This is a genomic window from Bacillus sp. SIMBA_074 (assembly GCF_046534555.1).
In the GTDB taxonomy this organism is placed as follows: domain Bacteria; phylum Bacillota; class Bacilli; order Bacillales; family Bacillaceae_G; genus Bacillus_A; species Bacillus_A mycoides.
In genome coordinates, this window is sequence record NZ_JAWRYM010000014.1 from 78,210 (window position 1) to 104,084 (window position 25,875).

General features: G+C 34.5%; 28 protein-coding genes. 2 read left to right on the top strand and 26 right to left on the bottom strand.

Features of this window, described 5'->3' with window-relative positions; all coding sequences use genetic code 11:
• Window positions 1-82 precede the first annotated feature (82 nt).
• The 8 genes from SB773_RS16800 to SB773_RS16835 form a co-directional block, all read right to left on the bottom strand.
• Window positions 83-1,330: a DUF1015 domain-containing protein gene (locus SB773_RS16800; RefSeq protein ID WP_410590988.1), complete on the bottom strand. Its 1,248-nt coding sequence runs from the start codon at window positions 1,328-1,330 to the stop codon at window positions 83-85.
• Window positions 1,331-1,343: 13 nt separating this feature from the next.
• Window positions 1,344-2,516, bottom strand: coding sequence for a 3-phosphoglycerate dehydrogenase family protein (locus SB773_RS16805; protein ID WP_410590990.1), 1,173 nt, complete (start codon window positions 2,514-2,516; stop codon window positions 1,344-1,346).
• Between the two features lie 12 nt (window positions 2,517-2,528).
• Window positions 2,529-3,611 (bottom strand): 3-phosphoserine/phosphohydroxythreonine transaminase, encoded by a 1,083-nt coding sequence (gene serC / locus SB773_RS16810; protein WP_410590992.1) that lies wholly within the window; start codon window positions 3,609-3,611, stop codon window positions 2,529-2,531.
• A gap of 209 nt (window positions 3,612-3,820) precedes the next feature.
• Window positions 3,821-4,012 carry a DUF378 domain-containing protein gene (locus SB773_RS16815; RefSeq protein WP_002084566.1) on the bottom strand — a complete coding sequence of 64 codons (192 nt, stop codon included), beginning with the start codon at window positions 4,010-4,012 and terminating at the stop codon, window positions 3,821-3,823.
• Between the two features lie 88 nt (window positions 4,013-4,100).
• Window positions 4,101-5,168 (bottom strand): glycoside hydrolase family 113, encoded by a 1,068-nt coding sequence (locus tag SB773_RS16820; protein WP_410590995.1) that lies wholly within the window; start codon window positions 5,166-5,168, stop codon window positions 4,101-4,103.
• A 137-nt stretch (window positions 5,169-5,305) separates the two neighbouring features.
• Window positions 5,306-7,696 (bottom strand): penicillin acylase family protein, encoded by a 2,391-nt coding sequence (locus SB773_RS16825; RefSeq protein WP_410590997.1) that lies wholly within the window; start codon window positions 7,694-7,696, stop codon window positions 5,306-5,308.
• Window positions 7,697-7,775: 79 nt separating this feature from the next.
• Window positions 7,776-8,537, bottom strand: a complete 762-nt coding sequence (locus SB773_RS16830) for a DnaD domain-containing protein (RefSeq protein ID WP_410590999.1) — start codon at window positions 8,535-8,537, stop codon at window positions 7,776-7,778.
• Between the two features lie 450 nt (window positions 8,538-8,987).
• Window positions 8,988-9,569, bottom strand: coding sequence for a TetR/AcrR family transcriptional regulator (locus SB773_RS16835; RefSeq protein WP_044443435.1), 582 nt, complete (start codon window positions 9,567-9,569; stop codon window positions 8,988-8,990).
• Between the two features lie 221 nt (window positions 9,570-9,790).
• Here SB773_RS16835 and SB773_RS16840 point away from each other — a divergent pair, with 221 nt between their 5' ends.
• Window positions 9,791-11,038: an MFS transporter gene (locus SB773_RS16840; protein ID WP_410591002.1), complete on the top strand. Its 1,248-nt coding sequence runs from the start codon at window positions 9,791-9,793 to the stop codon at window positions 11,036-11,038.
• Between the two features lie 171 nt (window positions 11,039-11,209).
• Here SB773_RS16840 and SB773_RS16845 read toward each other — a convergent pair whose 3' ends face one another.
• The 7 genes from SB773_RS16845 to SB773_RS16875 form a co-directional block, all read right to left on the bottom strand.
• Window positions 11,210-11,668, bottom strand: a complete 459-nt coding sequence (locus tag SB773_RS16845; protein WP_289404250.1) for a hypothetical protein — start codon at window positions 11,666-11,668, stop codon at window positions 11,210-11,212.
• Between the two features lie 156 nt (window positions 11,669-11,824).
• Window positions 11,825-12,781, bottom strand: coding sequence for a DUF3994 domain-containing protein (locus SB773_RS16850; protein ID WP_410591004.1), 957 nt, complete (start codon window positions 12,779-12,781; stop codon window positions 11,825-11,827).
• 56 nt (window positions 12,782-12,837) lie between these two features.
• The gene (locus tag SB773_RS16855) at window positions 12,838-13,167 is read right to left on the bottom strand and encodes a hypothetical protein (protein WP_289404252.1); all 330 of its coding nucleotides are present in this window, start codon (window positions 13,165-13,167) and stop codon (window positions 12,838-12,840) included.
• A 115-nt stretch (window positions 13,168-13,282) separates the two neighbouring features.
• Window positions 13,283-13,615 carry a DUF4064 domain-containing protein gene (locus tag SB773_RS16860; protein ID WP_289404254.1) on the bottom strand — a complete coding sequence of 111 codons (333 nt, stop codon included), beginning with the start codon at window positions 13,613-13,615 and terminating at the stop codon, window positions 13,283-13,285.
• A gap of 132 nt (window positions 13,616-13,747) precedes the next feature.
• Complete coding sequence (locus SB773_RS16865) at window positions 13,748-14,122, bottom strand: immunity 22 family protein (RefSeq protein WP_410591007.1); 375 nt, start codon at window positions 14,120-14,122, stop codon at window positions 13,748-13,750.
• A gap of 28 nt (window positions 14,123-14,150) precedes the next feature.
• The gene (locus SB773_RS16870) at window positions 14,151-14,660 is read right to left on the bottom strand and encodes an ankyrin repeat domain-containing protein (protein WP_289404257.1); all 510 of its coding nucleotides are present in this window, start codon (window positions 14,658-14,660) and stop codon (window positions 14,151-14,153) included.
• Between the two features lie 104 nt (window positions 14,661-14,764).
• Window positions 14,765-15,253 (bottom strand): antitoxin YezG family protein, encoded by a 489-nt coding sequence (locus SB773_RS16875; RefSeq protein WP_410591009.1) that lies wholly within the window; start codon window positions 15,251-15,253, stop codon window positions 14,765-14,767.
• Window positions 15,254-15,505: 252 nt separating this feature from the next.
• On the opposite strand from SB773_RS16875, the gene SB773_RS16880 reads away from it, so the two are divergent.
• Window positions 15,506-16,213 carry a DNA alkylation repair protein gene (locus tag SB773_RS16880; protein ID WP_016091763.1) on the top strand — a complete coding sequence of 236 codons (708 nt, stop codon included), beginning with the start codon at window positions 15,506-15,508 and terminating at the stop codon, window positions 16,211-16,213.
• Window positions 16,214-16,323: 110 nt separating this feature from the next.
• Here SB773_RS16880 and SB773_RS16885 read toward each other — a convergent pair whose 3' ends face one another.
• From SB773_RS16885 to SB773_RS16935, 11 genes are all read right to left on the bottom strand, one after another.
• The gene (locus SB773_RS16885) at window positions 16,324-16,641 is read right to left on the bottom strand and encodes a DUF3895 domain-containing protein (protein ID WP_410591011.1); all 318 of its coding nucleotides are present in this window, start codon (window positions 16,639-16,641) and stop codon (window positions 16,324-16,326) included.
• A 742-nt stretch (window positions 16,642-17,383) separates the two neighbouring features.
• Entirely contained in the window at window positions 17,384-17,839 is a 456-nt protein-coding gene (locus tag SB773_RS16890) for a DUF4274 domain-containing protein (RefSeq protein ID WP_060749880.1), read from the bottom strand.
• Window positions 17,840-17,863: 24 nt separating this feature from the next.
• Window positions 17,864-18,442 (bottom strand): AHH domain-containing protein, encoded by a 579-nt coding sequence (locus tag SB773_RS16895; protein WP_410591014.1) that lies wholly within the window; start codon window positions 18,440-18,442, stop codon window positions 17,864-17,866.
• Window positions 18,443-18,614: 172 nt separating this feature from the next.
• Entirely contained in the window at window positions 18,615-19,070 is a 456-nt protein-coding gene (locus SB773_RS16900; protein WP_410591016.1) for a YrhA family protein, read from the bottom strand.
• Window positions 19,071-19,092: 22 nt separating this feature from the next.
• Window positions 19,093-19,401 (bottom strand): HNH endonuclease, encoded by a 309-nt coding sequence (locus SB773_RS16905; protein WP_340803630.1) that lies wholly within the window; start codon window positions 19,399-19,401, stop codon window positions 19,093-19,095.
• A gap of 224 nt (window positions 19,402-19,625) precedes the next feature.
• Window positions 19,626-20,861, bottom strand: coding sequence for an IS110 family RNA-guided transposase (locus tag SB773_RS16910; protein ID WP_410591018.1), 1,236 nt, complete (start codon window positions 20,859-20,861; stop codon window positions 19,626-19,628).
• 158 nt (window positions 20,862-21,019) lie between these two features.
• Window positions 21,020-21,802, bottom strand: a complete 783-nt coding sequence (locus SB773_RS16915) for a recombinase family protein (RefSeq protein WP_410591020.1) — start codon at window positions 21,800-21,802, stop codon at window positions 21,020-21,022.
• A gap of 711 nt (window positions 21,803-22,513) precedes the next feature.
• The gene (locus SB773_RS16920) at window positions 22,514-23,065 is read right to left on the bottom strand and encodes an SUKH-4 family immunity protein (protein WP_000602771.1); all 552 of its coding nucleotides are present in this window, start codon (window positions 23,063-23,065) and stop codon (window positions 22,514-22,516) included.
• A gap of 4 nt (window positions 23,066-23,069) precedes the next feature.
• The gene (locus SB773_RS16925) at window positions 23,070-24,776 is read right to left on the bottom strand and encodes a hypothetical protein (RefSeq protein WP_410591023.1); all 1,707 of its coding nucleotides are present in this window, start codon (window positions 24,774-24,776) and stop codon (window positions 23,070-23,072) included.
• A 32-nt stretch (window positions 24,777-24,808) separates the two neighbouring features.
• Entirely contained in the window at window positions 24,809-25,135 is a 327-nt protein-coding gene (locus SB773_RS16930; RefSeq protein WP_410591025.1) for an MFS transporter, read from the bottom strand.
• On the bottom strand, window positions 25,135-25,854 hold the full coding sequence (locus tag SB773_RS16935; protein WP_410591026.1) for a DUF5081 family protein: 720 nt from the start codon (window positions 25,852-25,854) through the stop codon (window positions 25,135-25,137). The genes SB773_RS16930 and SB773_RS16935 overlap by 1 nt, the downstream gene beginning before the upstream one ends.
• Window positions 25,855-25,875: the final 21 nt, after the last annotated feature.

Here is a 25,875-nt window from a genome sequence, read left to right on the forward strand (position 1 = left end):
TACCCCTCCTCAAAAACACTTTTAACATAAGAAAAACCGAAACTATAATCATTTCGGTTTTTCAATCTAAAGAAGTCTATATTTATTTTAACGAATGAACAAACAACCCACTGCGCAGTTTTGGTTCAAACCACGTTGATTTTGGTGGCATAATTTCTCCAGCGTCTGCGATTGATAATAAAGCTTCCATTGATGTCGGATATAATGAAAACGCTGCTTTATATTCACCGCTATTTACAAGGCGTTCTAGTTCTTCTAATCCGCGGATTCCTCCGACAAAATCAATGCATGAATCAGATCGTGGATCATGTATTTCAAGTACTTGGCTTAATAAATGATCTTGCAGAATAGATACATCTAAACCTTTAACGAGATCATTCGCATCAAACGTTTCCTCTTTCACAGTGAGCTTATACCACTTCTCGTTTACATACATGCCAAATGATTTTGGTTCATTTGGTTTATACGGAGAACCATTTGCTTCTTCTACATAAAAGTACTGCGTAATTTGCTTTAAAAACTGCTCGACTGATAAACCATTTAAATCTTTCACAACCCGGTTATAGTCCCAAATTGATAATTCATCATGAGGGAATAAAACAGATAGGAAGAAATTGAATTCCTCTTCTCCTGTGTAATTCGGATATTGCTCTCTTCGCATTAGTCCTACTTTTGCAGCTGATGCAGAGCGGTGATGTCCATCTGCAATGTAAAGACTAGGAATATCTTCAAATGCGTTTACTAAATTTGCAATTACTTCTTCATCTGCAATCTTCCACGCAACATGCTCCACACCATCTTCTGCTGTAAATGTATAGATTGGCGTATGTTCTTCTTTCCAGCTTGCAATTAAACGTTTCACTTCTTCTTTTGTACGATACGTTAAAAAGATAGGACCCGTATTTGCATCGCACACATCAACGTGGCGAATGCGATCAAGTTCTTTTTCATGACGCGTTCTTTCATGTTTTTTAATTATATCATCCTCATACTCGTCAATCGATGTACAAACGACAAGCCCAGACTGCGTTCTACCTTGCATCGTCAGCTGATAAATGTAAAGCGCTGGCTCTTCATCTTGAACGAACACTTCTTCTTGTATAAATTGCTTTAAATTTTCACCCGCTTTTTCATATACGCGATCATCGTACGGTGAAAGTGCCGGGTCTAAATCAATTTCTGCTTTATCAACGTGTAAGAAAGAATATGGATTCCCTTTTACAACTTCTCTTGCCTCTTCACTATTTAATACGTCATACGGTAAAGCTGCTACTTGTGCTGCTTTTCCCTCTACTGGACGAATGGCACGAAACGGTCGGATTTTTGCCAAGTTTCTCTCTCCTTTACACAATCATTCGAACGGCTACAACACCTGTGATTTTGCTTATATTTTCCACAATATTCTCTTTCATTATATCATCAATTCCGTTATCAATATCAATCATTGTGTACGCCCAAGAATGTTTACTACGATTAATCATATCCGCAATATTAATATGATGTTCTGCTAAGCATCCTGTAATTTGTCCTACCATGTTTGGTACATTTTGATGCATAATTGTAATTCGTTTTTTTCCAATGTACGGAAGCTCTACGTTTGGATAGTTTACTGAATTACGAATATTACCTGTCTCTAAATATTCACGTAATTGACGTGCAGCCATTACTGCACAATTTTCTTCAGATTCAGACGTAGATGCACCGAGATGAGGAGTTGCTGTTACATTTTTCATCTTTATCACATTTTCATTCGGGAAATCAGTTACGTAATGTGTAATAATATCTTCTTCTAACGCTTTTTGAAGAGCTCTTTCATCTACAAGTTCTCCTCTAGAGAAATTGAATAGACGCATTCCTTTTTTCATCGTCTCTATAGCGTGTTCACCAATAATCCCCTTCGTTTGGTTCGTAAGAGGAATATGAAGTGTAATATAATCACACGTTGCAAAGATTTCATCTAGGCTAAACGCTCTTTGTACTTGCGTAGAAAGACGCCATGCTGTTTCAACTGATATATACGGATCATATCCAACAACGTCCATCCCTAAAGATAACGCATCGTTCGCAACTAAAGCACCAATTGCACCAAGACCGATAACACCTAAACGTTTCCCTGCAATCTCTGATCCAACGAATTGCTTCTTCCCAGCTTCAACAAGCTGTGGTACTTCTTCTCCATCCAACTCTTTCGTCCAGCTCACTCCGTTTATAATATTACGGGAAGACATAATAAGGCTTGCGATAATAAGTTCCTTCACTGCATTCGCATTAGCCCCTGGCGTATTAAATACTACAATACCCTTTTCCGTACAACGCTCAACAGGAATATTATTTACACCGGCACCAGCTCTTGCAATTGCCTTTAAATCTTCTGAAAACCCTTCTTGATGTAAAGAATAGCTGCGAAGTAAAATACCATCTGGATGACCTACTTTGTCTCCAATTTCATAGCGATTCCCATCAAAAATTTGCAAACCCTTTTCGGCAATTTGATTTAACGTCTGAACACGAAACATATCCCCATCTCCCTATCTATTTTCAAGCTCAAATTCCTTCATATAGTCTACTAATTCTTGTACACCTTGGGTTGGCATCGCATTGTAAACACTAGCGCGCATACCGCCGACTGAACGATGTCCCTTTAGCGTAACGAAACCGCGCTCTTTCGATTTTTGTAAAAACTGATTGTTAAGCTCTTCTGACGGTGTTGTAAACGGAATATTCATAAGTGACCGATACGTGGGATCAACTGGTGAAGTAAACAATTTAGATTCATCTAAAAAATTGTAAAGAAGTGAAGATTTCATTCTATTTTGTTCTTCAATCGCAGATACCCCGCCTTGTTCTTTCAACCACTCTAGTACAAGTTTTGCTACATAAATACTAAAGGATGGCGGTGTATTATATAGGGAGTTATTTTTACTGTAAGTTTCATAGTTTAACATCGTAGGACAAGCACTATTTGCACTGCCAATTAAATCTCTTTTTATAATTACAATCGTTAAACCCGCTGGCCCTAAATTCTTTTGCGCACCCGCATATATGAGACCAAACTTCGTAACATCATATTGTTCTGATAAAATATTTGAGGACATATCCGCAACGAGCGGCACTCTTTCTAAATGTGGAATATCCACATATTTTGTCCCCTCAATTGTATTGTTCGTTGTAATATGTACATAATCTAGTTCTTCATCATTTGGTAAATCATCCATTTTAGGAATCGTAGTAAACTTCTCTTTTTCAGAAGAAGCAATCACTTGTACTTCTCCTACTTTTCCGGCTTCTTGCAGCGCCTTTTTAGACCATGAACCTGTCAGTACGTACCCGGCTTTTTTATACGTATCCATTAAATTTAACGGTATCATAGAAAATTGTAATGACGCACCGCCCTGTAAAAATAAAACTTCATACTCATCAGGAATGTTCATTAATTCACGAAGTAAGCTACTTGCTTCATCAATAATATTTTGGAAATAAGAAGATCTATGGCTCATTTCCATAACAGACATGCCTGTCCCGTTATAATTTACAAGCTCCTTTTGCACTTTCTCTAAAACTGGCAAAGGGAGTATAGATGGTCCTGCTGAAAAATTATACACTCTCTCCATCACCCAGATAACCTCCCTATTTCTCATTTTTATTATTTTTTAAACTTTCTGAATTATAACCTATATACAATACACGGTCAATTTGTTTTCCATTATTACGGTGCAAGACGCAATGGAATCGCTTGCATGTGCACCCTGCTTTTTATAAACATACAAAAAAGTGTTAAGTACATAATCGTACTTAACACTCTAGTAATTAAGTATAATAGCTACTTACTCGTAAAGAACCGATCGAAAATTTGATAAATAGCTGAAAGACCAAAGAGCCAATAAATAGTATCCACAAGCGCCGGCATAGAACCAAACCATTTCTCAACTACATTATAATCTAACGCCACAAACAACCAATTCAAACCGCCAAGAATCACCAAAATTACTGTAAGGTATGACAAAAATTTCATTATGATTGCCCCCTAGGTGATAAGATGGTGAAAGGCCTTTCACTAAAATATATGTAATGGATTCTAAAACTTACCTATTTTATAAAATTTATTTTCGATACCAGCCATTAATAACTGTCTCTGCTTCTTTACTATGTATTTGATATGAATGATTACTATCATTAGATCCGATAAACCAAATTGAAAAACCTTTAAAATATGGCTTCGCTTCTAATACATCTCGGTAAGCACGCCACCCGTTAAGTTGTACATCTTTTGAAAACACATTCGTAACATCTGGGTTCCACGGGCTTTGTAGTCCAAGCTCACGTGCTGGCACATTAAATCCACCAAAATAAACTGGCTTTCCAGTTGTTTTATGTAATGTCTCAAGTTGCTGAACGACATTTTGGCCACGATTGTATACTGTCGTCGCAAATAAGCTTTGTTTTACTTCTTCGTATGATGGATTTCTTTTTCCTGAAACTTCAAACCAACTATCAATACTTACAATGTCCACCTTTTTTAAATACGGGCGATTTATTTTCTCTTTAAATTTCGCCTCAAAAGAAGGATCCCAACTTGCAGTTAACCACCAATTCATTTGATACAAAACATTTCCTTTATACTGCTGGCGAACAAAATTAATCGTATCATTCCAATATCCTTCTGCATATTCCATATTCACGAAATTAGAAGCGATTTTCAGCCCATAAATATTGTACTTACTTGTAATGGAATTAAAAATATCTTGTAAAACAACCGTTTTCCAATTCCAGAAGAAATCGTTAATATTACTCGGGTTCCATTCCGTCTCTCCAATATTTCCTTGCTGAATAAACGGGAACGGTTCCACTATAACTTGAATATTACGCTTTAATAATTCTTGAATTAAAATAATAGCTTGTTGCTTTTGCGCCTGATTAATTACCATATTAGTCGAATTCACATTCGGAATATCCACTTGAATCGGTACATTCACCGTATTTAAATTCAAGCGCTCTACATCTGCTAACACTTTCGCTACATTGCCTACTTCCCATACCGTTACGTTTCCTGATTTTATTTTTCCAGATTGAACAGTATTTACATCCGCCTGTATATTTCCCTGGAAACAAAAAGAAAACAACATGATACACACTCCTAAAATACTTACTAAACTCTTACTTTTCTTCACAAGTTTCCCCCTATATTTTTTGGCATTCTTGCTTATTCTATACAATGTTTCACATATATTCCACAAGAAAAATAATTCAAAAAAAGAGCGGTTCTCCCGCTCCTTTACAAACCATTCCATCTCAAAATATCTACACATTATTTAGGGACTAAATTTAACACTTTCCCTTCTATCCCATCTGTATTAAGTGTAGTCGTATGATAATCACCGTTCACCCAATCATCTATTTGATCATGATACCAATCGCTTCTAAAGTTTCCTGATTGTCCTGGCCCTACGATATGATAACCGTTTGACATATCTTTCGTATCAATAACAAATCTCCAAGATGCCCCATGATTTACAATACCGTTATCTCGGTAACTCGCTGCTTGAACGGTAACTTGACTTCCGCCTATTGGAACTGGTTTCTCACGATTAAATGCGAGTAATGCTAATATACTAGATGATCTCGAAATTGGATGTGTAAAAGCAAGTTGATGGTAATCGCCCCACTTCCACTCCGCAACATCTGGTCCATATTCCTTCTGTAATTTCTTCATTACTTTCTCGTACGATGTATGCACAACTTTCGTGAAGCCTCCGTACTTCGTAAACCAAGCGCTATTTTCTCCTTCTACTTCTTTTCGAATCAATTCATCAACTACTTGTGACTTCCCTTCAAATAACTCCATCACATCTTTCGGTATTTCTTTTGAAAATAGCGTATTCGAAATCTCTTTCATTAACAAATGGAATATTAATGGTGCCGCTTCATCTTTACTATCGTAAAAATTCCACTTTGTTAATTGTTTTACGCCTTCTTTCTCTACTTCATTTAAAGATGCTTTATTTAACTCTTTTAACAATATAGGAGTAAACTCTTTCCCATATAAATTTTTTTGATCCATCTGTAAATCTTCTAAATCTTTCACCGTATACTTTTCCTTCTCTTGTAAAAACTCTTGAATACGCATTTGCCTATATGGCTGCGCCCACGTATTACTAATATGGTACGGGTAATTATCATCAACGATTTTATTATTTGCAGTTGAAATAAACCCTTGTTTTGGATTTATTACTTTTGGAAGTTGATCAAACGGAATATACCCTTCCCATTCATATTCATCTGTCCATCCTGGCACAGGCAAACTACCATCACCTTTTTTACGCACTGGTATATTTCCATTCGCTTTATAAGCAATTGTGCCATCGTTTGATGCAAACACAAAGTTTTGAGTTGGTGTATGAAAATCTTGAAGAGCCGTTTCAAACTCATTCCAATCTTTCGCCTTATTCATATTTAATACAGCCTTTAATTCAGCGGAAGGCTCCAAAGCAGTCCATTTCAAAGCGAATACTGTTTTCGTTTTCTCTTTCCCCTTATCCGCAAACTCTGAAATGACTGGACCATGCCTCGTAACCGTAACGTTATACGGAATTGTTTTCCCGCCTTTTACTTTAATAGATTCATCAACAACCGTAGCCTTTTCCCATTTATCGTTATACAAAAATTCATTTTCATTATTAGGATTTCGCTTCTCAATATATAAATCTTGCACATCAGGACCTGTATTCGTAACGCCCCATGCTATTTTGTCATTGTGTCCTAATATAACGCCTGGTACTCCTGCGAAAATAACGCCACTCACATGTAAATCTTTCATTTCAAGTTGCGATTGATACCAAATAGAAGGTGTCGCAAGAGATAAATGAGGATCATCCGCTAAAATCGGCTTACCAGATACACTCTTTTCACCACTCACAACCCAGTTATTACTACCGTTAAACTCTGGTGGAATAACTGTCTTTGAAAAACTTTGTGCTACATCCACATTTGTATTTTTCAATTCAGCTAGCAATCTAGGCGCATCTTTCGGATATGTAGGAAATAGCTCATTTGCTTGCTCTTTCGGTAAATTTTTCAGCGCCCAATATCGAAATGCTTGTCCGTGCCAATGTCCTCCTAAATCAAACGCCATATACTTTCCAATCGTTAAAGAATCCACGATTGACCATTCAGCAGGCTCATAGCCTAATATAGTAAACTCAACCGGCAATTTTTTTTCCTCTTTTGCCTCACGTATAAAAGTATTCACCCCATCAGCAAATGACTGCAGGGCATATTTCGCTTCCCCATCATATTGACTAACAGACGCTTCGGCTGCTCGCCGTAAACCGAGCGTTCGAAACAACTTATCTCGATCAACAGCTGCTTCCCCTACAACTTCACTTAACATACCAGAAGCTTGCCTTCTACTTAAATCCATTTGAAACAAACGATCTTGCGCTTGTACATACCCTTGCGAGAAATATAAATCATGCGCATTTTCCGCTTTAATATGTGGTACACCTTTACTATCTCGTTTCACCGCAACAGCATGTTGTAAATCCTCAAGTTTTATCGTTCCATCTATCTTTGGCACAGAACTAAGCGTATATATGTTCAAAAAAATCATAGCGCAAATAAACAAAAAAAGAACGATACTACTAGACCAAATAAAAATTCTTTTTCCCCTATTTCGTTTCTTTTTTATGACGACTTCCATACAATCCCTCCTCTCTCAATCTATTCGCTTCTATTGTGAAAGAACCTTTTAGAAAAGAAGAAATCATTACTTGCTCATGCTATGGATCATACAAACTGAATACTTCTCTCTTACGCACTATTTCCTTTCCTTTATTGAAGCTTACTCGTCCTTTCTTACACCAATTCCTCAAAATCCCCTTCACATAAGCGAGCGTTCGCTTATTATGTTCAAACGCAATTTTAAGTGCCTCTAGTACTTTATCTCCTGAAACTCTTTGCATCCATTCCTTTAATTCCTTCGCGATATATGGAGATAGACTACTAATGTTTTGTTCGTAAAATTTATAAACTTCACTATGCGGAGTGGCATCCTCTACTCTTTCTACCTCTTCCTTCTCTTGAATAATTACTTGTTGTGAATTACTATCAATCTCTTCCTCTGGCATACCAAAATACTGAAGTAATAATGGAATCTTGCATTCTTCTTCAAGACATTTACGCAAAAACTTATGTAGGAACTCTTTACTTTTCACCATTTTCAGCTCACGTAATACACATTTCTCTATGTTCGTATTAAAAATAGGATTATAGTGTAACCAATTTATAATGAATAACTCTTTCGTTTCCGCATCATATAAAATCTTCCCGTATTCCACAAACCGGTTCAATAACTTCTCAACAGTCTCCATACTGTAACCAGTTTCAAGCTCTGCCAAACGCTTCGGTAATATGTAAATACCACATTGCTTCGTTTTCGTACCAGTTAACAAATATATGTAAAAATAACGCTCTTCTGGCGTTAAATCTAATATGAATTCATCTTGCCAAAAGTTCACCTGCACATTACGGTACACCGCCATATGTTTCCCACCTCCTTTTATTCATAAAAAGGCAAATTTCAAGCCTTCAATATACATATAGGAATGAGGGCTTTATTTTTGCATTTGAATTCCAAATTTTTTTAACTACTACAACGCCGGTTTTATTTTTTCGCGCTTGTTTTGTTCTTGTAGTTGTTTTTGTTTTTGTTTTTGTTTTTTCTTAGTGATTTATTACTTGGTAGGTGCTTATAAGGGGCTTTGAAGGGGCTTATATAGTGTTTTCATTCCTCTCCTATCCGATTCCTAATTACAAATGTCTCCAACAATCTTCATATATTGCAGACAACCATTATGATTCACCTGCTCATATTTACACGAAAATAAAAAGCACTTGTTGCCTTCGTAGACAATTCAGTGCTTAAAGTTAAAAGCTTATAAATAAAAGTGTCTATAATCGACATAGTTGATTGAAATACAATTCTGTTACATTTATTTTAGTAACGATAATATGATACATACCGAATTATCTACAACTGAACGTTCTGGGCGAGATTTCATTAACACCGTTAATCCAATTAATGAAGTGACTAGCGTTTGTGCCAATGATTTAGCATTCACATCACTTTGCAGTTCTCCAGACTGAATTCCTTTAGTAATTAATTCTTGAAATATAACTGAAAGATACATTTGATGTTCTCTAGTCAGCACTTCAAATTTTTCATTATGAGGAGCAAGTTCCACCATTGTATTAATACAAAAACAGCCTTTATTTGATTCTTTTTTATATTCCTCTTCCACCATATTTTCAAAAAATATACGAATGGCCTCTTTTACAGATTGTTCTTTTTGAAGTTTTGTTCGAATGCTAGCTGCGTGTAAATTCGTGTATCTCCGTAATGCAGCTTCAAATAGCCCTTCTTTATCACCAAATGCCGCATATAAACTCGGTCTTTGTATTTCCATTTTAGCAGTTAGATCACTTAATGAAGTAGCAGCGTATCCTTTCTCCCAAAAAAGTTGCATAGCAGCATCCAAAGCTTTTTCTTTATCAAATTCACGTAGTCGAGCCATTTAATCCCTCCTCTTTTTTCACCTGTTTTCTAAATTATAAATCACGTTTTTATGTACTAATCAGTATATTATATATCGTATTAAATTATAAATGATATGTCAAAAGAAACTGAATTTAATTTACAATTCACTTGACATAGTAACTTATCCCTGATTATATTTGACTTACGAAATAACATACCGTTCGGTACATTATTTTAAAAACAAAAGGAGATGATATTATGGATGCTAAAGAAAAAATGACAACTGCTCTTACACAGAATAATGATCAGTTCCAATCACCTATCAATACAATCATGCCCCGCTATATAACTCTATTATTTTCAATAGCTTGCGGGATGGCTGTGGCGAATATATACTTCGCCCATCCTCTACTTGATTCTTTATCAAATGCGTTTAAGATCAACCATTCAACTATTGGTGTCGTTATTACGATTACTCAAGTTTGTTATGCACTCGGATTACTTTTATTAGTTCCACTTGGTGATTTGTTAAACCAAAAAAGACTTATCATTGTTCAAATGCTTTTATCCGTTTTCGCTTTAATTGTGGTCGGAGTCGCTCCTTCAAGTACCGTACTTTTTATAGGTATGGCCTTAGTCGGAATTCTTGCGACCGTTACGCAGACACTCGTCGCATATGCATCCATTTTAGCTAACCCAAAAGACCGTGGGCGAATAGTAGGTTTCGTCACGAGTGGTGTCGTAATAGGAATTCTACTTGCACGTACATTTGCCGGAACATTAACAGATCTAGCGGGATGGCGTTCCGTTTATCTCACCTCTGCTGTACTTATGCTCTTCTTAATTGGTTTGTTATATCGTAATTTACCTAGTCTTGAACATAAAAAAACAGCTATGACCTATCGTAAATTATTACGTTCTGTTCTCTTATTATTTGTAGAAGAAAGGATCTTACGTATTCGCGGAATATTAGCATTGCTTATTTTTACTTCATTCAGTATTTTATGGACTTCATTAGTTTTACCTCTAAGTGTTGCACCATATAATCTATCACATACAGCTATTGGAGCATTTGGTCTTGCCGGAGTTGCCGGCGCATTAGCTGCTACTAAAGCGGGACAACTGGCTGATCGCGGATTCGGAGAGAGAACTACTGGCATAGCCTTATCCTTATTATTACTTTCATGGCTCCTCATTAAATTAATGAACCATTCTCTATTCCTACTAGTTATCGGTGTTATCCTTTTAGATTTAGCTGTGCAAGCTGTACATGTCACCAATCAAAGTATACTTTTCACAGTGCGTCCAGAAGCGAGAAGTCGCCTCACTGCCAGTTACATGATTTTTTATTCTATCGGCAGTGCAACAGGTGCAATTCTTTCCACAAACATTTATGCAAGCTACGGATGGAACGGAGTTTGTATATTAGGTGCATCCGTTAGTGCTTGTGCTCTTTTATTTTGGGCAATGACCTTACGGAGATCGTCACAACTAAAAGAAAAATAATTCATTTGTATATTTTCTAATATGTATTTTTCTACAAGACTATAGAATACCATTCACTTTTTAAAATAAATCAACGGCATTTTCATATTAAAAATGCCGTTGATTCCAAACTTTTATGTATGCGATTCGCCATGTCATGATAATAGATCATATACTAGCGAAATACATCTATTACAAACTACCTTTAACTTGTCCAACAATCTCATTTATCGTATTTCGATCAAACTTATCACTAATTTCGTATGGCTTACGATCTCCTACTAATTGTACCCCTACGATGTCTTTGCGGTCCTTACCATATTGCACTTCAATAATAGATCCGCGCTCTATTTGTTTCCAAATGTGGCTTGCTTCATCTTTATTATCTAAAATAATACAGTCCTCAATAGTTTCATCGATTCCAATTAACTTGTTATCATCCATATATCCAACCTCGTAGTGTAGACGTTCTTTCGCTTTTCCGCTTACTAATATACCTTTGCTACCGTATGAGTAATCCGTATAATCCTTTTTCTCCGCTTGTACCGCTTTCGGCTCTTTTGCTTCAGTTTTTTCAGCAGTTCCACACCCCGCAATAAGACCGATTGGTATAACCACCGTTAATACTACTCTAGTAAATTTCTTTATCACTTACAACCAACCTCACATGCTTAAGTTTAAATTTCATTTATTACCTTATTAAACAATAACATGATACTAAGTAGACAGAACCAAAGATAACCTATTATTTACATACTCACACTTTAATTAAAGACTATGCCATTTAAACCTAGTCCCTACATAACTTTAACTTTGCTTCACATACTTAATTGTATTGAATGACGTCTCATTAAATAATCGCAAGTTTTTCCCATCATAATCTTGAACTTTATATGTTATTTTCTTTTTTTGAATTGTATCTTCTACACTGTCTACTAAACGTTTATTGAGATGTAAATAGATTGCAAAAGCTTCCTTATCATACTCCCAAGTTCCTTCAATATAATTCTTTTTATTTGGATACTCACCTTTACCATATGTTTCAAATGTCTTATCACCTTTTAGAATGAGTGACATATTGAAACCGTCTGTTCCTTGGAATCCCCAGTTACCGATTAACTCCGTACCATCTTTCACATTCTTCATAACGTTATCCGTGTTAATTCCAGCTTTCTTATCTAACTCTTTCAAATCTTTCATAGATACTGTACCGTCACCGACTTTAATATCCCCTTCAAGATCTTTGAATGCTTTAAGCCAGTAAATATCTCCTTCTTTCACTAACTTTTCGGATTTCTCGATTAACTCTTTATCAGTCTTATCGCCTTTTTCTCTTTTTTCTTTTCGGGTGAATACTTCATTTATTAAAGAAAAAGACTCTCTAAAATAACTAATTGCTTTTTCAAAATCCTTTTGTTGATTTACATACTCTGCAGGGGGATCTATCGACTCAAATTTATCTATCATTTTATTTAATTCTTTCACACTATCTACTATATCTGATTTCTTTTTCTTACCGTCAAAAACCTCTCTTGTAATATTGTTATGCTCCGCAAACAACTTATCAAACTCTACCCCTAATTTATACACTTTATTAGGATAATCTTCCTTTGAAACTTTTTCTTTCTTACTATTAGACTTCGATTCTTTTACTTTAGACTCTTCCGTTTTCTCCTGTTTAGAAGTGTTCGTTTTCTCAGAAACTCCACAACCAAATAACAACATGACCGGAACTGCTACCCCTAGTAGTTTCTTTGCATTCATGACTGATTTCTCCTTCTACTTGAATAGATTACTCTTACTATACCCATCCTCTTTTTTTATCTTGTAATTAAAGTTACAATCGCAATAACTCCTAAAATCGGTCCCCAATATTCCATTTTTATAAAAAATAGTGAGTGCTTTTTGTTAAACATAACTTTTTCACCAGTTTCGGCATCTATATAAACTTTCCCATTTGGCTTATTAATATACTTTCCTAAATACCAAGACATAACCCCTGATATAATAAACATTACCGCCATTGGCCAACTATGGTCTTGAAAATATGTAGCGTCCCCCGTTATAGATTCAAAGATAACCTTACCCAAAAGAGTATTAATAATTACGATAATTGCGACTAAAAAACCCCAACCTGACCAAATAATCATCTATTTCTCCTCCTAAAGCGTACAACTTTGTACCTTATGTTAATTTGAAATGCACACGAAAACATCTAATTTTCCGAATATACAGACTCCGTAAATTACACTTAGCCTATATTCATCAATTAGATTCTAACTTTAATGTTCTAAATGCAAATGAACCAGACATAATTTGTAATATTGTTGGAATAAGTAAAAAGAATAATGACATAAATAACATAACTATAGGAATCACAATCATACAAACTCCATAAACTTTATTATTAACCTTGTTTACTAAAAACGATAAAATAAGCAACCCTATTTGAACCGTTAAAACAATAGAATAATAAGCCAAAAGTTTGTAATCAAAACCTTCCATAACATTAATGGCTACAATTATTAAAATAATAGAAATTATAATTCCCAAAATACCACCAATTAAACCTAATACGAATTCAGGTGTTCTTTTCAATACAATCCCCCCTTCTATTAACCATTAACAATCTGTATATTTTTCCCATTCATCATCATACCAAATATTTATTGGAAAAACTATACATATTCATTTTTTATTCTTCCTTACCTTACTATGATTTTCTCACAACTATAGATAGCTTGTAGCAGTTACAAAATCAAAGCCTTCAAAATCACTAACTGAATTGTCATACTGAAAATTATAAATTAAAACGATAGAATTATAGGATTTCTTTAATTTAACTTCTTCCTTAATTCGAGAAAGTATTTTATCATCATATGAACATCCCGTTAATAACACAGAAATATCATCACTCGCCTCTTCTAACACTTCCTTTTCAATAAAATCCTCATCTACATCAATCATATCAATATTAAAATCAACAAAAAACTTTGCTGGTATAGAGTCTCCTTCTCCATCATACGTAGCATCCGTATATACATCTAACTGATCTTGCGTTTGCATATTACCTAAACATATTGAAACCATTCCATGTACTTCCATCAATAGTGTCCTCCATTATGAAAATATATTATACTTTCTCGTTCAACTTATACTTTAAATATTCAGCAATTTTCATCTCTCCTCTTTCAATAGCAAACGTATAAGCGTCCATATCTTTCATATTATTACCAGAATATTTTATCGTTATATCTATACCATTCATAACTAGCAATTTAACGATTTCAAAATGACTGCTATATATTGCAGCAAACAGAGGATTTCGATCCGGCTCACTAGTGTCTATTTCAACTTGGTGTTTAATGAGATACTCTGCAATATGTAGATATCCTTTCGTAGCAGCTCTTTCAAGGGCATTTGTAGAAAAAGTCCCACCCTTTGCATGAATATTAATTCCTGAATTGATTAAGTACTCTATTATTTCTAACTGTCCATGCGCTGTCGCTACATGTAACCACGTACCAAATGGCGTCACATATTCCAACATCTTAGGCTCTTTCTCAAGTAAATCTCTTAACGTGTCCAATTGACCACTCTTTATGGAATCTCTCATTCTTTTCGCAATTTGAATCTTATCCATTCTACTTCCCCTTTAATTCTTATCTTGTAGAAATAGCTTTGTAACTTATCGACTAATTTAAAACTCATGATTTTTATAAAAAAGCATTTCTTCTTTCCATTCAGTTAAACGGGATTATTCAGAAATTCACTATCATACTTCTTGATTAAGACTTTATCATTTTCATCAATTGGTAATTCTCCTAAGTATTTATATTTCCAAATAATCATCTGATCACTAAAACTATATTCTGTATCGAACCAATTTGTATAATCGAAATGCATGTTAAATTTCCCACTATGTTCAAGCGACATCGTAAAGGCGTACCAAAGTTCTTGCTGATTATCTTTGAAAACATTTCTTAATTCTTTACTCAATCTATATAAAGAATCTTCTTTTCTTTCAAATTCAATTTCATCAATTTCATATTTAAAAGGAATTTCCACACTATATGTATAATTTTTTTCACTTCTGATGGTGTTATAGAAAAAGTAAGTTCCCCCTCCCGTTTCTGATATTTGAGCATAAAAATAAAATTCCTCCCACTCTTCCGGAATCATGTCATTAACCGTTTCAGCCATCTCTCTATATAACCTATTCAGTTCTTTTTCCAATCGACTTCCCCCTATTTGATTTTTACCATCCACTTTTTTCTATATTATACCATCCTCTCGATTAGCTCTGTTTTTATTTGCAATAAAATGTAATTTATTTCATTCAAAAATCAGACCAAGTTTCGATGAACTTTAGAAAGTAGACATACCTCCTGAATACAATTAGTATTAACATTGAGAAATATGAAAGACTTGTAAACTAGATAATTACACTTAAAAAGGTTTTTATATTAAGGAAAGACGTGCACAGCTATGGACTTTAAAACAGTTATGCAAGAGCTTGAAGCCCTCGGTAAGGAACGAACAAAAAAAATATACATATCTAACGGTGCACATGAGCCAGTTTTCGGCGCGGCTACAGGCGCTATGAAACCAATTGCTAAGAAAATAAAAGTAAATCAAGATTTAGCTGAGGAACTTTACTCCACAGGTAACTACGATGCTATGTACTTTGCAGGTATTATTGCAGATCCAAAAGCTATGAATGAGTCTGATTTTAATCGTTGGATAGACGGGGCGTATTTTTATATGCTGTCTGATTATGTGGTGGCAGTGACTTTATCAGAGTCCGATATTGCACAAGATGTTGCCGATACATGGATTAAAAGTGGGGACGAGCTAAGAATGTCAGCAGGATGGAGTTGCTACTGCTGGCTTTTAGGAAATCGCAAAGACAATGAGTTTTCCGAAAGCAAGATTTCCGATATGCTTGAAATTGTGAAAAATACGATTCATGATTCACCAGAACGAACAAAATCCGCTATGAATAATTTTCTAAACACTGTGGCAATTTCATATGTACCACTACACGAAAAAGCAGTCGAGACTGCAAAAGAAGTTGGTATAGTTGAAGTAAAACGTGATAAGAAAAAAAGCAGTTTACTAAATGCTTCCGAAAGTATTCAGAAAGAACTTGATAGAGGAAGACTTGGTTTCAAACGTAAATATGTAAGGTGTTAAAAGTATGAAGGTGTCAATCTAGGAAAGATTGACACCTTTTTTGTGGACATTACTAGACTAACGGGACTGAAAGTTAAAGGGAACCAATCATTCATTTCCCTCTATACATCTCATACTTCTTCTATCAATTTATATACCCTATCTCTTTTCTCATCATTTTTGATAAAAGTAAGCTTTCCTTCTGTAACAAACCCTTCTAATATTAAGCATACTTGTCCAAAGGCTTTAGGCTTATTCGTTGTAAATCTTTCATCTGATATTTTACCAGATCGTATTAATTGTTCGCATAGCTCAAGTGCACTTATTTCTTCAGAATTAAATAATCCCAAAATATCTTTTTGCAAGGGCGATAAAGGTGCTGGGATCTCAGCTACCGCCACTTTTTCTTTTTCTTCTTCAAATAAATCTTCAAATGAAATTTGATTCATTACATCTTTTCCTTTCTAACAACTGATTTGTATAACATGAACTGAATCCTATAGGTACGAGAACTTTAAATATTAGTTATTGTTATGTAGTACTTACCTTATTACATGAATTTCAAACTCATGTACATCATTTCATATAGTATGTTTTGATTATACCAAATATACGTTCTGCCTTCTATTGTAGAATTTTTTATAACAGGAATAAAGGTAATAGTGAACATTTATCTCCTCGTTAGTTGTATATACTATGTGAAAAAAACGGAAATAGTTTACATAATAAAATTATAGTTCTCTGTTGGATTTCTACGCTAAAACGCAAAAAAAGCACTTGTTGCCTTTCATAGGCAATCAAGCGCTTTAAGTTCATATGTTTTTAAGTATCGTTAATTTTGTAAGTTTTGTACGAGTTCTTTAGTTTCATGCCCATTCTACGTGTTTATATTCATCGCCCAATAAAATGTCATCTCGCCTAAGCTCGTACCTCGTTTTCTTATTCTATTATTGCACATAGTACTCCATGATGGTACAACCATCATGGAGTACATACTTTCAAAAAACCTTTTATTTTTTCTATCTACTTCACATATACTTTATTTTTTATTCATATATACTTATGCGTATTTAAATTTAGCACCACGAACTTTATCATATCCGTACATAAAATATAATTTAGTATAGTAAGCTTTATAAAATCACTATAACTAAACTCATTTATTTACTGTAATGAGTTTTTAATGTTTATTTATATTTTAGGAATATCAATTATATTTCCTGGCGACTCATTAATAAGAATATCTGAAATACTTGGGTTGCTTTTTTTTAACTTGAATATTTGAATTTTTGTTAATTCAGGGCTAAATGATATATTTTGTGTTTTAAACTCCAAATTCATAATTTTATTTTGAAGTTTTAATATAAAAACCTTCCATTCTTGTAATGGAGAATTCGAAACTTCCTCCTGACTTTCTAATAGTCGATATCCGTCCGCATAATGAAACATTAGTAATCCCGTTCCTAAGTCACAATCTTTGTTTTCAAGAATTGCATTTGGTATATCAAATCCACTATTCCAATTATAATTTGCTGCAAAATAATGAAGGATTATTGGATTATCTATATTCTTTATTCGGCTAATTGTATCCTCTTTATTTGTATTATAAAGTAATTCTTCGAGCAAACTAATATCTTTATTTTCCATTACACCTTACCACCTTACTGATATTTACTTATTTTGTATTTCCAATTGTTTTAGCTTTCTTTCCCAAAGTTCCACTGTTGCACCTTGGCTTGGGTACAATGGTAAACCATTCCCCTGTAATTTCCTTAAATTTTTTTGCAAATCATATACCTGCTTTTGTAAACTATCAATACTTTGGTTAATGTCCATTTTATTTAATGCTCTTGCAACTACTTCATTGTAAACAGAATGATATCCTCTGTGTCTAGCCATTGTACTTATATTATCATCTGGTACTCTTAGAAAAATACCGTTTGATGAGTCATCAAAGTTCATACCTATCTTTTTAATTACAGGATTATCTGCCATTTCAGAAGGAATAATATGCTGTGCTTGATATCCACTCCATTTAGTTGAACGTTTAAGCCCCATTTCTGTCATCATATTTTTTCCTAATTTAGTAGAATTCCCTCCTGTTACAATACCCGGAGTACCAGGAATAATTCTACTACCTTCACCCGTACCCTTATGTAGCCGTATGTGACCACCTTTAGTATAACTAGCTTTGTCATTCTCGCATTCGAATATCAGATTATTTTTCAACCATAAAATTTTTCGAGTCAAAAAAACCTTGAAAGGCACGAGCCAATCAAGGTCAGAAATAGTGATTTGTAATCTTCAATTTCTTTACCAATTCCAGTACTAAATATCCAGATTCATTTGCTATTATCTCATAACTTTAAACAGTTAGCCAGATTCTATGTACTCCGCCAAAAGCTTACGGCGGGTTGTACATTTAACTAAGTGCTACAGAGAAAGCAGATTCAAGCATTGTATCAAAATCGCAAAAAGTTTCCATATGCTCACCTGAAGGCTTATCTAGTTCAACAAAAATTTTTTTAGAAACATTATAACAATACCAAGCTATATCTGAATCTCCAAAAAAAACCAGCTCATCCTCATCTTTAATCGACTCCCATGTTTCATTGGAATCAAAAAAACTATCCACCTGATTTATTGGCTTAGAATCCAAAAATTTTTGGTCAATCCCATAAATTTTAAGTCCATTAAATTCAATTCCATTAACTGTTTGTAAAAATTCATAGTATTGCTGTGGCAGTACATCTTCACCAAATTTTTCTAGTACAGATTTACGAAATCTTGATAACTCGTTTTCATTGGTAGGTAAATTGAGTTTTCGATTTCGTTTCTCTCTTATTTTGGATATCTGACTAACTTGCTCTCTCCACATATAATCACCTTCTAAAAAATATTTATTCCTTATTAGGAGGATAAATCTCTCCTTTTGGAATAGGAAAATCCACTATTTTACTGTCCCCAGGTTTCATACCCTTTGTTAATGAATTTTGTTCATTTGTAATAACCTTGTGATAGGGATGGTTTTTTATTAGAACTAAGTTTTCCACATTATTGGTACCACCTTGATCCAAAGGGATTTTATGATGGACTTGCCAACCATCAGGAACTAGTCCGTATTCCATCATATCCTCAATATCATTATCTGAAATGCCTGCTTTTTTTAGTTCCTTTATTTTTTCAGGATTATCAGCCATAGATTTCATCAAATCTTTCCTGATCTTATTAAAATCCTTTCGCAATTGAGCTGTGTCATTTGGGTTTCTTTTATTAAACGTAACCTTTTCTGTTTTAACATTAGGAAGTTTGACTTCCTCACCTTTTAATTTACCAACAAAATCAAGACGACTATCCGTCGTACCAACTTCACCCGTACCCTATGTTGTAATCTTAAACCCTCACAATAAAAAAACAAACCATGTAAACCTTATTAAACTACTTCTTTTTCTTCCACTACCGGCAACTCATAAGCTATTTTATATTTCATCATGCCATATACAATGTTTACAAGCCTTCTCATAATACATACCAATGCTTGTCCTTTTGTTTTTCCCTCTTTAAGTTTCTTTTGATAATATACATGAAACACTGGGTTTCTAGGTAACTTACTTCCTTTCGCTACTTGCACTTGCTGTACAGCTAAATTATAAAATAAAGCGTGTAACGCCCTGTTTCCTTGTTTGCTTTTATGTGTCTTACCTTTCCCACCAGAACCAAAGTAAACAGGCGCAATCCCCGCAAATCGTGCTAATTTGTTGGCATTTGGAAATCGCCTTACATCCCCAATTTCTGCAATTAATGCTGATGCCGTCACAAGTTCTATTCCCGGCATCGTTTCTAATTGATAATCTAGTAGTTTTACTAGCTGTTTTAATTCTCTCTCGATGTATTTCATTTCTGTCTTTTTAAACTCAATGTCCCGTACAATACTTCTTACTAAAAAGTCTCGTGTTTCTTGATATTCCTTCATTGTATGTCCATCTTCTTTTACAAGTTTTAATATGTCGCTTGCTTTCTTTACTGAACATGTATTGTTGCTAACATCTAATAAAAAAGCTGTTAATTGCTTTATATTTGCCCCCTCTAAACAAGAGGGTGACGGATATTGCTGCCAAAACGCTAACGCTGTTTTTCCATCTAACTCTGAGAAAAACTTTTTATAACTTGGATAATGGTGGTTTAATTGAATATGTAATTGGTTCTTTAATGCACTTTGTGCTTTTACTAATGCATTCCTTCTTGAAACCAATTGTTGTATCGACCAAAATAAATCGTTTGGCTTTGCATCTGGCAATTGATTAAATTTGTTTACCAATATGCGTGCCACACATTCCGCATCCCAACTATCATTTTTTTGTATCATCACTTGGCTCTTTCGTTCTAAAAATGATAAAGCTGGATTTACTTCTTTCACTACTTGTTCATGATCTACTAAATATTTCGCTAACGCTCTTCCGTAACCACCCACATCTTCTAAACCAAATACAACAGTTATCCCATCACACACATATGTCTCTACTTCTAATAAGAACTTCGAAAATGCAGATGGTTTATTCTCAAATTGTATTTCTCCTAGTTTCTCTTGCCAACAATTAATAATAACAGCCGTATGATGCTCCTTATGTAAATCTACTCCTACATACAAATAGTTCTGTCTATTATGCATAACTCATCCCTCTATCCAATGATTTAGTCATATATAAAAATGTCGGCAACCTTAGTTCGAGCGTTCATCTTCCGATGCGCATAGGTACGCAAGCCTATCCATTTTCATAATTTCATAAGTACATATAGTAAAATGAGCGATTTTTTTAAGTAAGACTGTTATATAATTGCTGCATGTTGTCCTTTTGTTTGTATTTTCCCGTATTTATACATGCCACGATAAAAATTCTCTCTATCTAACATGCGTTTCACTTGTACTTTCGTAAATTGTTTACCTTTCGCTGTGCAGTATCCTTCTACATTCAATTGTTTCGCCAATTGAGTAAATGACCAATTGGCGAAAATGTATCTTAACTCAAATAGTCTACGTACAACTACCGCTTTCCCAGCATCTACTTCTAACACCTTTTGTCCTTTTTTGGCCTTGTAACCAAACAGTACACCGCCACCTGCATACCCACCTCGTTCAGCCTTCTTTTTTCTACCTCTGCTTAACTTCAACGCAATTTCAAGTCTTTGATATTGGTCTAATAGTTCTAACATGCCATTCACCAAAAAGTCATTTGGATCATGTGTGTAAATACTATAGCTTGATTGTTCAATTGCCTTCACATCTACTTCATGTTTCTTTAGTTCTCGTTGTATCAATACTTTCGCCATATCAGAGCGCCACAATCGTGATGTATTCAACACAACAACATAGCTTACTTGTTTATACGCCATATCGGACAATAGCCCTTGTAGTCCATCACGTTCAACTGTTAATCCCTCTTCATCAACAGTCGCTCCGCTTAATCCTCTATCTTCATACACACGAAGTAGTTCTAAATTATTTTCGTTACAGTAACGTTCAATCTCTTCTACTTGATACGCTAAACTATACCCATCACGTACTTGTCCTTCCGTTGAAACTCGTATGTAACCAACTACTTTCTTTCCCATTATAAATTCCCTCCCGTTACAGTAATTTTAGTCCCTGTAACGTTTACCCGTTTTTTGCGGATAACGTGTTCATAACGTAAATCCGTTAAAACGTACTTTACGATGACTTCAAAACATAATACAACCCTTTATTTTTTCCTCTACTATCGTCATACACTGTTCACAGCCATTGCAATCTATAAAAATTTAACACTTAGCGCACTTATAAAATTATAGTGCTCTTTTAATTTTTCACGTTAAAACACAAAAAAGCACTTGTTGCCTTTCGTAGACAATCAAGCGCTTTAAGTTCATATGTATTTAAGTAACATAAAATTTGTAAGTTTTATTGTAACAGTATGACACCTTTTATATATCGTGACAAGTATTACATTAAAACTTACGAGCTTGTACGAGTTCGTTAGTTTAATATACATTCCATGTGTTTATATTCATCGCCATGTAAAATGTCATCTCACCTAAGAGCGAACTTCGTTTTCTGTTCTATCATTGCACATAATACTCTATAATGGTACAACCATCATGAGGTCTTTACTTTTAAATAGCTTATTCTTTTTCTTTCCAATTCAAAAACAAGTTCTTCTTCATTTTCAAATATAATTTAAAAAGTCATGTTAGTAACACTTATAAAGTTACTACATGCACTCTTGTCCTTCTGCAATACACCATAGACTAAAAAAACCATAACCTATTTTAAATAAAATGCCATAGTTATTCATACAAATTCTCAATCTCAGTAACCCAAAAACATTCCTCTTCCATACACTTGGCGTCAATTCTTTTTAATTCTTCTTTTAACCAATTAATCACAGATTCTGGTATATCATTATCAATAAAGGCATCCTCACCATTTACCTCTATTGCCTTATCAATCATTTTTGAATACACTAATAAACATTCTGCAAATTGGTTTATAGAAGAATTAATAAATACTTCTTTATAATTATCACTATTATTAAGAAACACTATATTTTCTTGTTTCTCAATTATACATACCGGATCGCCAGAACTAGTTGATCCCAAAAACCAATATTTTTGAAACTCTTCTGGCATATTAAATACATTTGTAATAGATCTTATTAAAGATTGTGACGAGGTAAACTCTAAATATGGTGGCGGAGTTTCTGGTAAACCTCCTATAGACAAAAACTTCTTCACATCATCCGAAAAATTTGTGCTCATTAAATCTTTGGAATTAAATTTAATTAGTGGACCATCTTTGTTAACATCCCATTTATCATTAAATTCCTCTGGTAATATCATCTTTTCACCTTCTTAAATTATTTATAAAAGTTTCTAATCTAGTTGCAATTTCATTATCTATTCCAGTAATTCTCCATTCCTTCTCTACATTATGAATACCACCATATCCAGGATGCAAAGTTTTTGGTAAAGCTACAGCTTGACCACCTTCTCCTATATGATGATGCCTCATTGGGTCTTTTATATACTCCTTATACTGCGGAAAATGTTTTATAAATTGTTCATCAACAATTGGAACTCGACCTCGCTTTATCAACGCCGTATTTTCTACACTCCAAAACTCCGGATTACTTTTAAGTAATGTGTTGAAAAACTTTTTTGCATTTCTCTCCCATCCTGCAGCATTAGTTCCTGAATTAGTTTTCCCTTTAAAGTTCATTTCAACTACAAGTCTAGGGTCAACTAAATACTCTTCATCATACTTTGTCAGGTCTCTACCTCTATATCCTCTAACCTTATCATATTTGCCGTCATTACTCCATTTAGGAACAGTAAAGGTTTCCTCCTTATTACCCGTACCCTTAGCCACACTACCTTCCTTACTAACTCCTGAGCCACCACTACCATTAGCAAGTTGATAAGCGTCATCCTTTGCTGCCGTACTTGCCTTTGAAAACTTTCCAGTTACTTCTCCAACAGTTGAATATTCTATATAAGGAAGCTTCACTCCCATTCCAGTATCTGCTACCCTAACTGCTACTGGAATGTTTGTATTTTTCATAGCATCTAGTGCATTCTTTAAAGTCTTATTTTCCTTAAGCGATTGTACCACATTTTTACCCAAATTTGGATTAAAACCAGGCATTCCTTCTTTGAATTTTAATAATTTCGCTAAATCTGCTAATTCACTCGTGCCTTTGAATGCTTTTACTCCTTTTCCTACTGCTCCAACAACTGGGATTGCGTCTAATCCGCCAAAAATGATGTTTCCTACCCGCTCTTCTTGGCTCAATTTCCTGTGTGTTCCCCAGTCTTCTCCGTCGATACCACTTTTGATTTGTACAGCGCCGTATACAACTGCGGCAGCGGCCCCGAGTGGTGGGCAAAGGATTGTTGTGATGATGATTCCTACGCCTATTCCTATGTCTCGCACCATTTCTAGTTTTTTCTGTTCATCTTCTATCGATTTGTATTCAAATCCTCGTGTGGATGGGACTACTTTCTTATATTCTTCATAATTTAGTTTTGCATCCGGATTTTGTTTTTTTAGTTCTTTGTATTCCCCTCTCAGTACGTTATCAAATGCAGGTGAATCTTTAAAAATATCTTCTACTGTTATTTTATCTTTTTTCGTCTGTATTGTTTGTGGTATACTTCCGTACCCTGCGTGCGCATCTGGTAATACTGTCGTTGTTGTAGAGCCAATTCGGTTATTTGTTTCGAAACTGAGAATAGATGTATCTCTCATTTTTTGAGCGAATTTATCCATTTCTACTAAAAAAGGTTTATCTATATGTTCAGAGACTACTCGCCCTGCTTCTCCGCAATATTTTTGTAATGTCGAATAGCTATCAAGTAATTCTCCGATTTTTTGCGATTGATCTTTTGGGTTAAAATGTATACTGCCATCTGAATCTAAATCTCGTATTCTTCCATCAATTCTTTTTAATAATTCATTTGCCTCCCGTAATTTCATGAGTGCATCTTTTGTAATTCGATTCATACCATCTCCCATGTCTTGCCATGGTTCTGGTCTATATTTCACATCCATTTCGTTTTCATCCCCCAGCCGTATGGTGATTTCTACAACTTACTTAATCTTTCACGTAATTGTTCGTCCTTTTTAAGCATTTCTACACATACGTTCCCTACAACTGTCGCCGACCTGGAATAGTGTTCAGCCAATTCAAGTGTTTTGTGTAATATATCAGGATATTTTTCAATTACTCTCATCGCTTCACCTTTTTGATAAAAATCACTGCTTAATAAACTCTCAATATTCGTTCCAATGACGTCTACATGGATTTTATATATATCTTCTAATTTCATTACTATATCAAGTAGTTCTTGAAAATTAACTAATACTTCTTCTCCACCACTAGAACCGCCATCTCCCATTGATACTTGCATTATTCAATACCTCCTAACGAGAATTGTCTCGGGTCAATTAATTTTTTATACGGCATTTTTAACACGTCATACAATTTCTTATTAACCGCATAGAGGCTCACCCAGTCATATCGATTACGATCTACATCTATTTGAACGAAATCTTCTCCTTCAGTGAAATATAAGAAACATTCCCATTTTCCTCCTCTATTACTCCGAGGCCTCGTATACGTTTCCATCGCTATAACGTCTTTATTTGATAAATCTTTTTCCTCAAATGTTTGTTGTTCTGTTTCTGTCATTCTCTTTGAGAAAAATGTATCTTCTATTTCCCTCGGTTCTCTCAACAAGAAAGGGATGCGTGTTAATAATGAAAAATATACGTCTGGCTTTGGTATGTAGTCGATCTCGTATTTTTTATTTGGCTCTACTTCTGTTAATACAGCCACTCGATCTTTATCATGTTTCAAAAAACCAATTAATACATTATTAATTCTCGTGTATTCATGACAATTTTCATATTCCTTTAATAGCTCAATAATTTGAAAAGCTGCAGGGGTAATTCCATTTTCACTTGTAAGTAAGCCTTTTTCTTTTAAACTCGTAGTCGCTTTCGTGACACATTCTTCATCAAGTAAAATAATTACGTCACGGTTTGGCAATCCAAATATATCCGTAACCCCAGCTGCACCTGCGAGAACATATAATTCAGCAGGTGCAAAATTCATTTCTTTCTCCATTTTTTTATCCCTCATTTCTCC

What these genes read in the sequence shown, in the direction of transcription:
- SB773_RS16815 (WP_002084566.1), bottom strand. Translation starts at nt 4,012, where the DNA reads ATGAAATTTTTGTCATACCTTACAGTAATTTTGGTGATTCTTGGCGGT.
- SB773_RS16915 (WP_410591020.1), bottom strand. Translation starts at nt 21,802, where the DNA reads ATGGGAAAGAAAGTAGTTGGTTACATACGAGTTTCAACGGAAGGACAA.
- SB773_RS16830 (WP_410590999.1), bottom strand. Translation starts at nt 8,537, where the DNA reads ATGGCGGTGTACCGTAATGTGCAGGTGAACTTTTGGCAAGATGAATTC.
- SB773_RS16870 (WP_289404257.1), bottom strand. Translation starts at nt 14,660, where the DNA reads ATGGATAAGATTCAAATTGCGAAAAGAATGAGAGATTCCATAAAGAGT.
- SB773_RS16935 (WP_410591026.1), bottom strand. Translation starts at nt 25,854, where the DNA reads ATGGAGAAAGAAATGAATTTTGCACCTGCTGAATTATATGTTCTCGCA.
- SB773_RS16900 (WP_410591016.1), bottom strand. Translation starts at nt 19,070, where the DNA reads ATGTGGAGAGAGCAAGTTAGTCAGATATCCAAAATAAGAGAGAAACGA.
- SB773_RS16885 (WP_410591011.1), bottom strand. Translation starts at nt 16,641, where the DNA reads ATGAATCAAATTTCATTTGAAGATTTATTTGAAGAAGAAAAAGAAAAA.
- SB773_RS16930 (WP_410591025.1), bottom strand. Translation starts at nt 25,135, where the DNA reads ATGCAAGTATCAATGGGAGATGGCGGTTCTAGTGGTGGAGAAGAAGTA.
- SB773_RS16805 (WP_410590990.1), bottom strand. Translation starts at nt 2,516, where the DNA reads ATGTTTCGTGTTCAGACGTTAAATCAAATTGCCGAAAAGGGTTTGCAA.
- SB773_RS16840 (WP_410591002.1), top strand. Translation starts at nt 9,791, where the DNA reads ATGGATGCTAAAGAAAAAATGACAACTGCTCTTACACAGAATAATGAT.
- SB773_RS16865 (WP_410591007.1), bottom strand. Translation starts at nt 14,122, where the DNA reads ATGGAAGTACATGGAATGGTTTCAATATGTTTAGGTAATATGCAAACG.
- SB773_RS16910 (WP_410591018.1), bottom strand. Translation starts at nt 20,861, where the DNA reads ATGCATAATAGACAGAACTATTTGTATGTAGGAGTAGATTTACATAAG.
- serC (WP_410590992.1), bottom strand. Translation starts at nt 3,611, where the DNA reads ATGGAGAGAGTGTATAATTTTTCAGCAGGACCATCTATACTCCCTTTG.
- SB773_RS16905 (WP_340803630.1), bottom strand. Translation starts at nt 19,401, where the DNA reads ATGAAATCTATGGCTGATAATCCTGAAAAAATAAAGGAACTAAAAAAA.
- SB773_RS16850 (WP_410591004.1), bottom strand. Translation starts at nt 12,781, where the DNA reads ATGAATGCAAAGAAACTACTAGGGGTAGCAGTTCCGGTCATGTTGTTA.
- SB773_RS16835 (WP_044443435.1), bottom strand. Translation starts at nt 9,569, where the DNA reads ATGGCTCGACTACGTGAATTTGATAAAGAAAAAGCTTTGGATGCTGCT.
- SB773_RS16925 (WP_410591023.1), bottom strand. Translation starts at nt 24,776, where the DNA reads ATGGATGTGAAATATAGACCAGAACCATGGCAAGACATGGGAGATGGT.
- SB773_RS16880 (WP_016091763.1), top strand. Translation starts at nt 15,506, where the DNA reads ATGGACTTTAAAACAGTTATGCAAGAGCTTGAAGCCCTCGGTAAGGAA.
- SB773_RS16825 (WP_410590997.1), bottom strand. Translation starts at nt 7,696, where the DNA reads ATGGAAGTCGTCATAAAAAAGAAACGAAATAGGGGAAAAAGAATTTTT.
- SB773_RS16920 (WP_000602771.1), bottom strand. Translation starts at nt 23,065, where the DNA reads ATGATATTACCAGAGGAATTTAATGATAAATGGGATGTTAACAAAGAT.
- SB773_RS16890 (WP_060749880.1), bottom strand. Translation starts at nt 17,839, where the DNA reads ATGGAAAATAAAGATATTAGTTTGCTCGAAGAATTACTTTATAATACA.
- SB773_RS16855 (WP_289404252.1), bottom strand. Translation starts at nt 13,167, where the DNA reads ATGATTATTTGGTCAGGTTGGGGTTTTTTAGTCGCAATTATCGTAATT.